14 protein-coding genes are annotated in these 13,435 nt (G+C 67.1%); 6 read left to right on the forward strand and 8 right to left on the reverse strand.

Going from position 1 to position 13,435, the window contains the following annotated elements; genetic code table 11:
• Positions 1–89 precede the first annotated feature (89 nt).
• The 3 genes from ACLBW1_RS12150 to ACLBW1_RS12160 are packed head-to-tail and all read right to left on the reverse strand — an operon-like array spanning position 90 to position 3,069.
• Entirely contained in the window at positions 90–941 is an 852-nt protein-coding gene (locus tag ACLBW1_RS12150; protein WP_447812066.1) for an alpha/beta fold hydrolase, read from the reverse strand.
• Positions 938–1,783, reverse strand: a complete 846-nt coding sequence (locus ACLBW1_RS12155) for an SDR family NAD(P)-dependent oxidoreductase (RefSeq protein WP_447812067.1) — start codon at positions 1,781–1,783, stop codon at positions 938–940. Before ACLBW1_RS12155 ends, ACLBW1_RS12150 begins: the two co-directional genes overlap by 4 nt.
• A gap of 38 nt (positions 1,784–1,821) precedes the next feature.
• Positions 1,822–3,069 (reverse strand): NADH:flavin oxidoreductase/NADH oxidase family protein, encoded by a 1,248-nt coding sequence (locus ACLBW1_RS12160; protein WP_447812068.1) that lies wholly within the window; start codon positions 3,067–3,069, stop codon positions 1,822–1,824.
• A gap of 104 nt (positions 3,070–3,173) precedes the next feature.
• Between ACLBW1_RS12160 and ACLBW1_RS12165 the strand changes: the two genes are divergently transcribed.
• A complete protein-coding gene (locus ACLBW1_RS12165) occupies positions 3,174–3,743 on the forward strand; it encodes a TetR/AcrR family transcriptional regulator (protein WP_447812069.1) in 570 nt (189 codons plus the stop codon).
• A gap of 31 nt (positions 3,744–3,774) precedes the next feature.
• On the opposite strand, the gene ACLBW1_RS12170 is transcribed toward ACLBW1_RS12165, so the two are convergent.
• On the reverse strand, positions 3,775–5,010 hold the full coding sequence (locus ACLBW1_RS12170; protein WP_447812070.1) for an MCE family protein: 1,236 nt from the start codon (positions 5,008–5,010) through the stop codon (positions 3,775–3,777).
• Between the two features lie 146 nt (positions 5,011–5,156).
• Between ACLBW1_RS12170 and ACLBW1_RS12175 the strand changes: the two genes are divergently transcribed.
• From ACLBW1_RS12175 to ACLBW1_RS12195, 5 genes are all read left to right on the forward strand, one after another.
• Positions 5,157–5,846, forward strand: coding sequence for a TetR/AcrR family transcriptional regulator (locus tag ACLBW1_RS12175; protein WP_447812071.1), 690 nt, complete (start codon positions 5,157–5,159; stop codon positions 5,844–5,846).
• Between the two features lie 74 nt (positions 5,847–5,920).
• Complete coding sequence (locus ACLBW1_RS12180; RefSeq protein WP_447812072.1) at positions 5,921–6,877, forward strand: fumarylacetoacetate hydrolase family protein; 957 nt, start codon at positions 5,921–5,923, stop codon at positions 6,875–6,877.
• 13 nt (positions 6,878–6,890) lie between these two features.
• Complete coding sequence (locus ACLBW1_RS12185) at positions 6,891–7,529, forward strand: VOC family protein (RefSeq protein ID WP_447812073.1); 639 nt, start codon at positions 6,891–6,893, stop codon at positions 7,527–7,529.
• Positions 7,530–7,543: 14 nt separating this feature from the next.
• A complete protein-coding gene (locus tag ACLBW1_RS12190) occupies positions 7,544–9,376 on the forward strand; it encodes an FAD-dependent monooxygenase (RefSeq protein ID WP_447812074.1) in 1,833 nt (610 codons plus the stop codon).
• Between the two features lie 9 nt (positions 9,377–9,385).
• On the forward strand, positions 9,386–10,684 hold the full coding sequence (locus ACLBW1_RS12195; RefSeq protein ID WP_447812075.1) for a replication-associated recombination protein A: 1,299 nt from the start codon (positions 9,386–9,388) through the stop codon (positions 10,682–10,684).
• A 36-nt stretch (positions 10,685–10,720) separates the two neighbouring features.
• On the opposite strand, the gene ACLBW1_RS12200 is transcribed toward ACLBW1_RS12195, so the two are convergent.
• The 4 genes from ACLBW1_RS12200 to ACLBW1_RS12215 all read right to left on the reverse strand — a co-directional run bounded on the left by ACLBW1_RS12200 (position 10,721) and on the right by ACLBW1_RS12215 (position 13,421).
• Complete coding sequence (locus ACLBW1_RS12200) at positions 10,721–11,137, reverse strand: DUF1761 domain-containing protein (RefSeq protein WP_447812076.1); 417 nt, start codon at positions 11,135–11,137, stop codon at positions 10,721–10,723.
• 62 nt (positions 11,138–11,199) lie between these two features.
• A complete protein-coding gene (locus tag ACLBW1_RS12205; protein WP_447812077.1) occupies positions 11,200–12,252 on the reverse strand; it encodes an aldo/keto reductase in 1,053 nt (350 codons plus the stop codon).
• Complete coding sequence (locus ACLBW1_RS12210; protein ID WP_447812078.1) at positions 12,249–12,914, reverse strand: TetR/AcrR family transcriptional regulator; 666 nt, start codon at positions 12,912–12,914, stop codon at positions 12,249–12,251. Before ACLBW1_RS12210 ends, ACLBW1_RS12205 begins: the two co-directional genes overlap by 4 nt.
• A 150-nt stretch (positions 12,915–13,064) precedes the next feature.
• Positions 13,065–13,421 (reverse strand): DUF2834 domain-containing protein, encoded by a 357-nt coding sequence (locus ACLBW1_RS12215; RefSeq protein ID WP_447812079.1) that lies wholly within the window; start codon positions 13,419–13,421, stop codon positions 13,065–13,067.
• Between the last annotated feature and the right edge of the window lie 14 nt (positions 13,422–13,435).

Raw genomic sequence — 13,435 nt, forward strand, 5'->3', positions numbered from 1 at the left:
CGCCGCGACGGCCATCGCCGACGGTGTCGAGTCACGGGGGCCGGGTGCTGCTCGCTGCATCGAGCAGCACCCGGCGTCGCGGTCGCGATTCAGCTGTCGAGGAACTCGACCACCGTGGGTACGAACTCGTGGTGGTACTGAAAGATCCCGCCGTGCCCGGAGTCGGGGTAGATGGTCACCTGAGCGTTGGGCAGACGCCGGGCCAGATCGACCGAGTGCTCGCTGGCGACCATCAAGTCGTGGTCACCGTTGGCGACGAATGCGGGCTGGGTGATGACCGACAGGTCATCGGGCGTCGACTTGCCGCCCCGCACGATCGCCCGCAGCTGGGCGATACCCGCCCACGCTGAGATGGGCTGGTCGCGATCTTCGGTTCGCTCGGCGAGGCGTGCGAAGTAGTCGTTCGCCGCGCGCTTGCCCTCCTTGGTCCGCGGGAAGAACAGGAAGTGTCGCGGATCCTTGCGCGCCAGAATCGCCTTCAGGTACGCCCAGCCGACGATGCGCGCCATCTTGTCGATGCCGCCACCCCCGCGCGGGCCGGTACCGGTCAGGACGATCTTGCGGACGAGCTCGGGCGCCTGGAGTGCAACCATCTGCGCGACCGCACCTCCCAACGAGAAGCCGATCAGGTCGACCTCGTCGTAGCCGAGCGCGCGGATGAAGGCCACCGCGTCGGCACCCATCGCATCCAGGTCCGACGGGACCGATCCGCCGCTGGCGCCGACCCCGCGGTTGTCGAAGGTGATGACGTGATGACCCGCGGCGACACCGTCGATGACGCGGGGGTCCCAGTCGTCGAGTACCGCGGTGAAGTGGTGCAGGAACACCACCGGCACGCCGCCGACGGGGCCTAGTTCACGGTAGGCGAAGGGCAGTCCGCCGACGTTGACGAACTTCGTGGGCGCATCGTGCCATGTGGTGGCGAGTCGGGTGGCATTCACAGCTGGTTCTCCTTGGTGGTGGTCGTGCGGAACTGGACGGGTGGTTGTCGGGAGTCGAGGACGGCGAGGAGACCTCGGAGGCGGGTGTCGCGGAGCAGCGCAGCATCGAGAGTCGGACCGATGACGCCGCGCGCCACCGAGAACGGGATCCAGCGGGCCGGCCGCATGACGCGCGGCGAGCGCTTCTCGAGCCCGTCGACGATGGCCCCGGCCGCAGCAGCAGGTGTCAGACGCTTCAGCAGCGGGCGCGGCAGCACCTTCATCACGTCGCCGGCTGTGGTGTCGCCGTCGATTCCCTGTTGGATCATCGGTGTGTCGATGAGGGAGAAGTACACGGTGGTCACGGTGACGTCGTGCGCGGCCATCTCGACGCGAAGGCCACGGCCGAGCTGTTCGATCGCCGCCTTGCTCATCGCATACGGGATGGTCGCCATCCCGTTGAGGAACGCGAACACCGAACTGAGCAGCACGATCTGGCCCTTGTTCTCGATCACCTGGGGCAGCGCGGCCTGAATGGTGTTCACGACACCGGTCAGGTTGACCGCGAAGAGCCGGTCGATCGCCTCGGGCGGGGTGGTGCGCAACGTGGCCGTCCGGGCGAGGACACCGGCGTTGGCGATGACGATGTCGATGCGCCCGAACCGTTCCACGACCTCGTCCATCGCCGTGGCCAGCGCGGCCCGGTCGGTGACGTTCGCGACCACGCCCATCGCACCGAAGCGGTGACGCTCGGCGACCAGCCGAGCCGTGTCCGGGGCGAGGTCGATGACGGCCACCCGCGCGCCGCGACGCACCAACTCATCGGTCGTCGCCGCACCGATACCGCTGGTGCCACCGGTCACGACCGCCACGGTGCCGCGGAGGTCACGACGCTCGCGCCTCACCGCGTACCGCGACGCGGGTTGAGGGTGATCCGGCCGTTGCGGCGCACCATCGCGACCGCCGTCCGCAGTCGTCCACGATCGGGATCGGGCGCGCGGCCCGCCCCCATGCGGTGCAGCTGATCGGTGTGCCAACCGATGCCGAGCACGCTCTCCATAGCCCCTGGGTCGGTGACCTTCGACAGCACTGAACGGAGCGGTATCCGTACGTCTTTCGTCACCAGGGTTCGCGTGCGACCGTCGAGGACCGAACTGGCGGCGGCGGCGTCGAGCACGGTCGGTCGCGCGATCCCGACGACGTCGCAATCACCGGACTCGATCGCCTCGGACATGCCTGCCTCAGTGCGGAACCCGCCGGTCACGGCGAGCGGTATGTCGCCGGCGACCGAGCGGACCTCATGCGCATAGTCGAGGAAGTACGCCTCACGCGCGCGGGTGCTCTCGGCAGCAGAGCCCGACATGGCGGGCGCCTCGTAGGTGCCGCCACTGATCTCGATGAGGTCGACGTCGAGGTCGGCCATGCTCGCCACCACGTCGCGCGACTCGGCCTCGGTGAAACCACCACGTTGGAAATCCGCCGAGTTCAGCTTCACCGCCACCGCGAAGGACGGCGACACCCGAGCGCGGACCGCGCGGATGATCTCGAGGAGGAATCGTCGGCGCCGCTCGGGGTCGCCGCCCCACTCGTCGGTGCGGAGGTTGGTCAGCGGCGACAGGAACTGGGTGACGAGATATCCGTGCGCGGCGTGGATCTGGACGCCGTCGAATCCGGCGGTCTCGCACACCACGGCGGCCTCGGCGAACCGGTCGATGATGTCGACGATCTCCGCGCCGGTCAGTTCACGAGGGGTGGCCGATCCGGGCAGGTTGAGCGCGACCGGGCTGGGCGCGACCGGGGTGTGACCGATGGACAGCGGGTTCGCCTGTCGCCCGGGATGATTGAGCTGTACGAAGATCGGGACGCCGGCGTCCTTCGTGGATTTGGCCCACGACGTCAGCGCCGCGAGGTGACGCTCGTCCTCGATGGCCACGTTGCCCACCTCGCCGAGCTGCGCCTGGTCGACCATCACGTTGCCGGTGATCAGCAGCCCGTAGCCGCCCGTCGACCAGGTGCGGTACAGCCGCTCGAGCCGGTGGTCCGGTTCATTGTCGGGTCCACCGAGCGCCTCGCTCATCGACGCCTTCATGATGCGGTTGGGCAGCACCAGTCCGCAGGGCAGGGGCAGAGGATCTCGCAGCGAGGCCATCTCGGTCCTTCCGTAGTTCTTACGATCGTAATATGATGATCGTAAGAATATGCACTACGATCGCTGGTGCGCAAGCATTCGACGAAAGTCGGAAAGGGGGACCGATGGCACGCCAGGACACCCGCAAAGAGCGGACGCGCGCCCGCATGATCGAGACCGCGGGTCGCCGACTGAAGACCGACGGGATCGACGGATCGGGCATGAGCACTCTCATGTCGGACGCCGGGCTGACCAACGGCGCGTTCTACGCGCACTTCGGTTCGAAGACCGACCTCGTGGCGGCCGCTGTCGCCGATCAGCTCCGCACCCAGCACGACTCCATCGCGTCACTGGCAGACAGTCGAGCCGCGCTCGAGGCGTTCATCGCCGACTACCTGTCCACCGACCATCGCGATCACCCCGCGGACGGGTGCCCCTCGGCCGCCCTTCTCACCGACATCTCACGATCGAAAGACACTGTGCGCGGGTCGTACACCACCGAGATCGAGCAGATCATCGCCCTTCTGGCCGAGCGCATCCACTCCCCCGAACCCGCCGCTGCGCGGGTGAAGGCCATCGGGTTGATCACGACGCTCGTCGCGACGATGCAACTGGCGCGCGCGATCTCCGACCCGGCCGCCTCGGACGAGGTCCTGGCCGCAGGTCGCGTCAACTGTCTCCGCTTACTGGACTGAAGCCCCGTCGATCGTCGCGCAGTCACCGATGTCACCGGGGGGCCACCCCCAGCAGCGTGGAGATCTGAGCAGCGATCGGGTTGAGGTTCAACCTGTCGGGATCCTTCTTCGGATTGCGGTCCCAGGGTTGCGGCAGGTTCGGATCCGCGAACTGTGCACGTGCTGCACCTCGGACCGATGTCGGATTCCCCTGCGGAACCGCGCATCTGGCGTTGGTGTTGAAGGGGTAGTCGTCGTAGTTGATGTCGAAGTCCGGATTCTTGCGGCGCTCCCGTGCGATCACGTCGCTCATGGAGTCGTAGCCGACCGTGCATGCCGCCGGATTGCCTGTCTCGAGCGTCGTGCCGAACCGGAGCACCCCGTCGCCGACCGCGGTGGAGTAGCTGCCGGCCGAGACCGACGACAGCATGGTGAGGATCGGCCCGATGCTGAAGAACGTGCCCTTGACGTTTCCGACGTCGCGCGCCAGATTCCGGAGCACGCTGGTCAGGTCGTCGCCGCTGCGGTCGATCAGCGCGGACAGTTCGGTGGCGCTCGTCTGACCGCTCGTCAGCAGTCGCCGGAGATCCGGGTCGCTCGTCGCCAACTGCGCGGTGACGGAGTCGAGATTCTTTGCCCAGTCGCCGATCGCGTCGGACTGTTCGGCCTGGGTCGCGAGCACGGTGTTGCCGTTGCGTAGCAGCGAGATGGTCTGCGCCAGATTGTCGTTGCCCGAACGCGACAGCTTTGCGAGCGAGTCGACCAGGACACGCAGGTTCTCTCCGTTGCCGTCGAACGCTTTGCCCAACTCGGTGACCACCGTGCGCAGGTCGTCGATGGGGACCGATTCGGTGACGTCCACCGCGGAGGCGAGTACATCCTGAATCGGCGTCGGGACGGTGGTGTCGGAGATGACCGCGCCGGCGGCGAGAAACGGCGCACCGACACGAGCCGGCCGCAGGTCGACGTACTGCTCGCCGATGGCGGACCGGTTCGCCACGACCGCCTGCGCACTGGCCGGCACCCTCGGCCTGTCGGTGTCGAGTTCGAGATTCACTCGCACGCCGTCCGGCCGCAGTTCGAGCGAACCGACCCGACCCACGGGTACGCCGAGATAGGTGACCTCGGCGTTGGTGAAGATGCCGCCGGAGTCGGCGAAATCCGCATGGACGGTGTACGTCCCACCGGCGTAGCGGTCGAGTCGGGCGTACCGCAGGCCGACCAGCGCGAGGGCCGACACACCGACCACGAGCAGCGCCACGAGCCGCCACCAGTGCGACCGGGCCATCACGACGGCGACTCTTTCGAAGCCTCACCGAACGGCCCCTTCACGGCATGCATAACGAAGTTCTATCACCCGCGCAGCGGGATTCGCAATGGTGGGCTGAACGTGGGCGACTACAGTCGTCGCGTGGCCACGTGGGGTTTCGAGAAATGACGGACGACAGGGACAAGCCTCGTCGCGCCACGTCGCGCGCCGCGCAGAAGGCCGCCACGCGCGACCGCATGGTGGCTGCGGCCTCCGAACTGTTCGCCGAACGTGACTACGGCGATGTGACGATCGCGGACATCGCCACTCGCGCAGGCGTCGCGCACGGACTGTTGTTCCATCACTTCTCGAACAAGGAGGGCATCTACCGTGCCGTCCTCGATGAGGTTGTCGCGCAGATGGATTCTGCGTTCACCACACCGGTCGGTGCCGACACCCCGACCGTCATCCGTGCCGCACTGCGCACCCACCTCGAGTATCTCGCGACCCATCGAGGTGTCGCGCTGCGACTGATCGTCGGGCGCCGACACCCCGATCCGACGGTCGCCGCCGTGTCCGACGGAGGACGCACTCGGGCGCTGACCGCTTTGGCGGGATCACTGGAACTCGACGCGACCAACCGGCTCATGCAGTTCGTCGGCACCACCCTGGTGGCTGCGTTCGACGAGGCGTCGTCGTGGTGGTTGAACGATCCCGATCCGATACCCGTCGACGCACTCGTCACGTCGTTCATCGAGATCGGCATCGGCGCACTCAAGGGCGTCGAGAACCTGAGCGGGTGCCCTGACCTGCGCAGACCACTCGCCACACTGCACGCCGCCGCCGCCCTGGGGGGTCCCGAAACCATCAACTGATCGTCATTCATTGACCGTCGTTCAGCGAACGGGTTAGCCTGGCTCCGACATCCACCACGGACGGAGTGCAGACGATGGCGATCAATCTCAGCCGCTTTGCGACCGAGAGCGAGGTGCATTGGGGGGTGGTGTCGCCTGCCGGGATCACCGCGCTGGAAGGTCGCTACGAGACGACCTCGGACCTGCTCCAGAACGGGCGGGACGACTGGACGGCCGCGGCATCGCGACCGCCGACCCATCAGCTCGACGCCGTCGAGGTGCGCTCCCCCGTCACCACCCCGTGTCGGGTGCTGTGCCAGGGCGCCAACTTCCGGCAGCACGCGATCGACTCCGGCATGGATCCCGACAATCGCGCGTTCAACCTCTTCTTCGACAAGACCGACGCCTCGGTCACCGGACCACACGCACCGGTGACCCGCCCGGCACACGTGCGACTGCTCGACCACGAGATCGAACTGGCGCTGGTGATGGGCAAGGCCGTCACCGAGCCGGTCACGATCACCGAGGAATCGTTGCGCGAGTATGTCGTCGCAGTGACCATCGCCAACGACCTGTCGGCTCGCGACGTGCAACTGCCGCAGGGGCAGTACCTGAAAGGCAAGAGCTACCGGGGATTCTGTCCACTGGGCCCGGTGCTGGCGATCCTCGACGACCGAGACTACGACCGACTCGACGACCTGGTGCTGCGGCTACACGTCAACGGCGACCTCCGCCAGACCGACACCACCGCCAACTTCGTCTACCGTCCCGCGGAGTCGCTCAGCGAACTGAGCACCTTCAGCGATCTCGCCGTGGGCGACGTGGTCTTGACCGGGACCCCGCACGGGACCGCGGCCAAGTCTCCGCCGGCCATCGTGCGACGACTCGCCACGGCCCTGCTACCCGAGCATGTGATGTGGAAGCTGTTCATCCGCCGCAACCTCGACGGCCCCTTCCTCAAGCCCGGTGACACCGTGACCGCCACCATCCGATCCTCCGACGGCGTGCTCGATCTCGGTGAGCAACGCACGCCGATCGTCGCACCGAGCTGAACCAGGAGCCGACATGCCCTCGAAAACACCCAGTCCCGCCCCGACCACGACAGCCCTCGCGCCGAACCTGCTCGCGCACTTCGTGGTGAAAACACCGCGCCCCAAGGAGATGATCGAGTGGTACTCCACGGTTCTCGGCGCGCATGTCGTCCACGAGGACGGTCAGATCGCGTTCCTCACCTGGGACGACGAGAGCCACCGCCTGGCGCTGGTCAAGGTCCCACCGGTGCTGCGGTACCTGTTCCCGCTGGCCAGGTTCCGACGCAAGGTGCTGGGCATCGACCACCTCGCGTTCACCTACCACTCACTGGAACCGTTGCTGCTCAACTACGAACGCCTCGCCGCCAGGGGCATCATGCCGGTGTGGTCGATCAATCACGGCCCCACCACATCGCTGTACTACGAGGATCCCGACGGCATCCGTCTGGAGTTCCAGACCGAGAACTTCCCCACGCCCGAGGCGACCGCGGAGTTCTTCTCCAGCCGCGAGTTCGAGGCCAACCCGATCGGGGTCACCATCGATCCGTCCTACCTGCTCGAACGACTGCGTGATGGCGCCCCGACGGAGTCGCTGCTGCGACGCGACGCCGGAGTGCGTCCGGGTACGAGGCCGCGGGTCAACAAGCGCGCGATCACCTTTCGAACGCTGTGAACGACTCTGCTCCGGTGCCGGTGCTGATCGCCGGGGCCGGCTCGACGGGGGCCACCGCCGCGTTGCTGCTCGCCCGCCGCGGCATTCCCACCATCGTCGTCGACCGACGGTCCGATGCGCTCACCCATCCCGCTGCGCACGTCATCCACGGGCGATCACTGGAGATCTGGCGCGAGGCCGACCCCGCTCTGGCCGAACAGATTGCCGGACTCGCACCTCCCATCGAGTCCGTCAACCTCATCCGCTGGTGTTCGGATCTGCACGGTCCACCGCTCGGCGAGATCGACCTCGCGTCCCGGCCTGAACAACTCGCGCGGGTCACGTCGCACAGCGACTTCCTCATCTCCCACGTCGGACAACATCAATTGATGCCGGTGCTGTGGTCTGCACTCGACCGGGAGCCGTTGATCGACTTCCAGCGGGCCACCCGAGTGGTGGCCGTCGACCACGACGCCGACTCGGTTGTCGCGACGATGAGCACCGGCGAGAGGGTGACCGCTCGCTATGTCGTCGGCGCCGATGGCGCCAACAGCGAATTGCGGGAGGCGGCCGGTATCGACATGACCGGTCCCGTGCTCGCCCGCATGGGAAGTGCGTTCTTCCGCGCGCCAGGGCTCTACCGCGCCGGCGGTCGCCCCCTCCTGAGCTGGATCTACCAGCCGGGCTTCGCCGGTGTACTGATCGCGCACGCCGACGATCACTACGTGCTGATGAACACCTACCTGCACCCCGATCAGGAGGTGGCACGCGCGCGCGAGCAGTACTGGGCCAGAACACTTCCCGAGGTGCTGGGTGACGGCGTGGGGTTCGACATCGTCTCGACGGGGACATGGACGATGACGTCGCAGACCGCCGAGACGTTCCGTCGGGGACGACTCCTCCTCGCCGGGGATGCCGCACACCGGTTCCCGCACACGGGCGGTTACGGACTCAACAGCGGTGTACAGGACGCGCACAACATCGCGTGGAAACTCGATGCCGTCCTCCGCGGCGCGGCCAGCGATCGGCTCATCGACACCTACGAGGCGGAACGGCGCCCGGTGATCGATCTGTTCGCCCGGCACAGCGTCGCCAACCACTTCGAGCTCGACTCCGCGACGCGCCATTTCGGGGTCACCAACAAGATGCTGCAGCGCGCGACCACCGCGATGTCGCGACGGCCGTTGACGTGGCTGCCGGGACGCGTCGCGGCGCCGCTCGCGGACCGGATCATGCGCGGCGGACTGGCCCGCACCAAGGTCCTCGGCTCGACGAGTCGGTGGGCGCAACGCGTCCGCGACCTCGTCGCCGGCGACATCCCGGGTCAGCTCGCCCACTTCGTCTCGACCGGGCTCGAGTACGGCTACCGCTACACCGGCGCGCTCATCTCCAGCGAGCCCGGTGAACGCGAGCCCGCCATCGGTTCCGACGACGTCATCGAGTACCGCCCGAACACGCGGCCCGGCGGGCGTCTTCCGCACACGGTGATCGACACCCCTGACGGACCGCGTTCGACTCTCGAGCTCGTCGACTCCGCCACCACGACGCTGACCGTTTTCACCTTCGATCCCGCGGCGTGGGCGTCGGCGCTCGAGAACGCGGCCGAGGCGCTGTCCCCGTTGACGACCCGTGTGGTCGATCTGGGCGATGCGACAGCACGGGAGAGCGCCATCGATCTCTACGAGGTGGGCACACGCGGCGCGGTGGTGGTTCGCGCCGACGGCCACATCGTCTGGCGAACCCGCGGGAGCGCAGCGGAGTCTGTACCGGGCTTCGTCGACACCGTCGGCACCATCTGGCGACGCTTGTTCACACCCGGCGTCGTTGCGCCCGTCTACTGTCCTGTGGAGCACAGACAACCGAAGTAGGTGGCCGCCGTGGGTGAAGAACCGTCGTTGTTCGAGGTCGACGACTCGTCCCGCCCGTTGGCCGACCGCCTGCGCCCGCGCACCCTCGCCGACGTCGTGGGTCAGGACCATCTCATCGCACCCGATGCACCCATCGGCCGGATGATCGCGGCCAGGCGACTGGTGTCGATGGTGTTGTGGGGCCCACCCGGATGCGGCAAGACCACCATCGCGCGGCTTCTCGCCGAGGAGTGCGGCCTGGCGTTCGAACCGCTGTCGGCCACCTTCGCAGGTGTCGCCGACCTCCGAAAGGTCTTCCAGACCGCTCAGCGTCGGCGGGAGATCGGGACGGGCACAATGCTGTTCGTCGACGAGATCCACCGGTTCAACCGGGCGCAGCAGGATTCGTTCCTGCCGTATGTCGAGGACGGCACCATCGTCCTCGTCGGTGCGACGACCGAGAACCCCAGTTTCGAACTGAACGGGGCTCTGCTGTCACGCTGTCAGGTGTTCGTCCTCAATCGCCTCGATCACACTCCCCTGCAGAGTCTCGTCGCGCGGGCCGAGGAGCTTCTCGGGCGGCCGCTTCCGCTCACCGCCGACGCACGCCACGCTCTGATCGCCCTCGCCGACGGCGACGGCCGCTATCTGCTGAACATGATCGAGCAACTCGCGCAGCTGCCGGAGCCGGTGGACACCGCTGCGCTCGCCGCCGCGGTGCAGAAGCGGGCGCCGCTGTACGACAAGTCCCAGGAGGGCCACTACAACCTCATCTCGGCACTGCACAAGTCGATGCGCGGCTCCGATCCCGACGCCGCGCTGTACTGGCTGGCACGCATGCTCGACGGCGGCGAGGACCCCTTGTTCATCGCCCGTCGCATCACCCGGTTCGCCGTGGAAGACATCGGCCTCGCCGACCCGGAAGCGGTACAGCAGGCACTCGCCGCATGGGATGTGTACGAGCGGCTCGGCTCTCCCGAGGGTGAACTCGCGATCGCCCATGCGGTGCTCTACCTCGCGACCGCACCCAAATCGATCGGCGTGTATCGGGGCTTCACCAGGGCTCGCGCAGCCGCGAAACGCACCGGCTCTCTGATGCCTCCTGCGCACATCCTCAACGCCCCGACGCGCTTGATGAAAGACCTCGGTTACGGGGATGGATACCAGTACGACCCTGACACCGCCACCGGCTTCTCCGGTGCCGACTACCTACCCGATGGCGTTGCGCGGGAGACCTTCTACGAACCGACCGACAACGGGTACGAGCACACAGTCAGCGAACGTCTGCGTCACTGGGCATTGTTGCGATCCCGGGGCGCCGACGAGTGACATCGATCCTCCGCCCGGAGTCGAGGCACCGCCGGATCAGCCGATCGCCACGATGATCACGCTCGTGAGCACGCTGCTGAGGATGAAGTACGGCGCATTGATGACCCCGTAGTAGAGCGGGCGCGGAAAGTTCGGATTCAGCGCGATCTGGAAGGTCATCGCCGTCAGGTATCCGATCCCGACGATGAGGCCGAACACCACGGCGTCACCGATTGCGGTGATGTCCAACGCGCTCAGCAAGACTGCGCTGGTGACGGTGGTGACGAGGATGCACACGATCGGTCCGAGATTGCGCGAGACCGACGACTCGGGCTCTGGCGCGTTCTCGCGGCCGAGGGCGACGATGTACGGCTTGGCGATGAGGACGGGGAAGTAGACGCCGGCGAGAATCACCGAGACCACGAACGCCCCGAGTACCGCCGGCCAGTTGATGTCGGAAAGTACGTTGAACATGGAGATCTCCCTATGTGGTCGGAGGTGGGGATGGCTGTCGAAGGTCGTCGGGGGCCGACGAATCAGGCAGATACGCGGGATGCCCCACGAGCGGGGATGCGGCGCGCTTCGTTGTCTGTCAGAGCGGGTGGGGTGTATCCGGCGTCGCGATCGGTCATGTTGTGGCCGGGTGGGGTGATCTCGTCGATGCGGTCGAGGATCTCGTCATCGAGGACCAGATCAGCGGCAGCGAGCTGGCTTTCGAGGTGTGCCACGGTCGCAGGGCCGATGATCGCGGAGCTGACCGCGGGATGCGACAGCACGAATCCCAGAGCCAGGTGGATCAACGACATGCCGTATTCCTCTGCGAGACAGGCGAGGGCTTCCGCGGCGTCGAGCTTGCCGGCGTTGTGCGGAGCGGCCGCGTCGAACAGACCGGGCATGAGGTCTGCGCGATCACTGGTCGGGATCTCGACACCCTTGCGGTACTGACCCGACAACCAGCCCCCACCCAGGGGTGACCAGGTCAGCACCCCCAGCTCGTGACGCTGAGCGACCGGCAGGACATCGGCCTCGATGCCGCGAGCGAAGATCGAGTACGGCGGTTGGTCGGTGACGAATCGGCTCAACCCCCGACGCTCGGCAACCCATTGGGACTCCACCAATTCGTGGGCGGGAAACGTCGAGGTACCGAAGTAGCGGATCTTTCCCGCGCGCTGCAGGTCGGTGAGCGCGGCGAGGGTCTCGTCGATGCCTGTGGTGGGGTCTGGCCGGTGAACCTGGTACAGATCGAGGTGATCGGTGTCCAGCCGTCGGAGGCTGTCGTCGACGGCGCGCATGATCCAGCGCCGTGAGTTCCCTCGCGCGTTCACGTCGTCGCCCATGGGGTTGTGGAACTTGCTGGTCAACACCACATCGTCACGGCGTCCGACGAGTGCCCGCCCGACGATGCGTTCGGCATCGCCGTGGCCGTAGAGGTCGGCGGTGTCGATGACGTTGACGCCCGCGTCGAGAGCGCGGTGGACGATCGATACGCACTCGTCGACATCGGTGTTCCCCCACGCCCCGAACATCATCGTGCCCAGGCTCAGGGTGCTGACCTGCACACCGGTTCGACCGAGCGGTCGGTACCTCATCGGCGACTTCCTCTCAGCGGGGATCTCCGTGGAGGTGTGGAGCGAATGTTCAACGCGGGCAACAGGACATTGTCCGCGAGCGTCATCAGGAACTCCTGATCGATCGGCTCGCCACCCACGATGACCCGGTAGGCGGCCATCGACGGCAGCACCTGCGCCAGCACATCGAGGTCCCCCTGCGGTTGCGCCTCGCCGCGCTCGACGGCCCTGGCGAGCAGTACCCGCATCGCCGCCGTCCACGGCGCCACGATCACCCCGCCGACCGCCTCGGCCAGTTCCGGCTCGGCCGACAACATCGACGACAGCCCGCGGACGACGCGTAACTTCTGTGCCTGTTCGGTGGCGGCGGTCGGAGCTGACAGTGCGACGAGATCCCCTCGTAGAGAGCCGGTGTCGGGGGGATCGGCCGAGACCGTGGCCTCGCCGGCCTGCAGATGCTGCACCGCAGCCAGCACCAGATCCTTCTTCGACTCCCACCGGCGATAGACCGCAGCCTTGCCAGCTCCGGCGCGCTCCACCACCGCTGCGACCGTCGTCGCCGCGTAACCCACCTCGGCGACGACCTCCAGGGCCGCATCGAGGATCGCCGTGTCCAGACGCGGGTCCCGGCGACGGCCGCGTGGACTCACGCGGCCGGGCTGTGCGGCCTTCGACGTCGTCATGTTTCTCCTTCGCCACGCCCGCCCCTTAACGGACCGACTGGTTCCGGAACTGACCGTATCCGATTAAGGGCCGAATCGCCACCCCATGACGCGTCCCGATCTCACCGTCGGGGCCGCGCGTGCCCTATCGAGCGGTATCTCTCCTCCGCCCTACGCCGATCGCGCTTCCAGCTGACGCGACCGACGTTCGCGAGCGAGCAGGAAGAACGGGATCGCGGTGGCGATGCCGACGCTGAAGGTCATTACGAACGAGACCGCCCAGGTGCGCGTCATCTTCATTCGACGGGCCTCGGAGAACGCCCACACGTGGAAAGACACAACCACGAAGGCGAGGTCGACCATCGCGAAGCGGCCGGGCACCGTCGAGTGGATGTCGCCGACGAAGAAGTCTGCGGCCGATCGCCAACCATGCTCACGAACATAGGGCAGGGCGATCGCGTTCTGACCGATGAAGGCGGCGACGAACAGCGCCGCCAACGTGCGGTCACGCGAGGGGGATTCGGGCATGGGTGAGCCTCTCA

The organism is Williamsia sp. M5A3_1d (assembly GCF_053345315.1).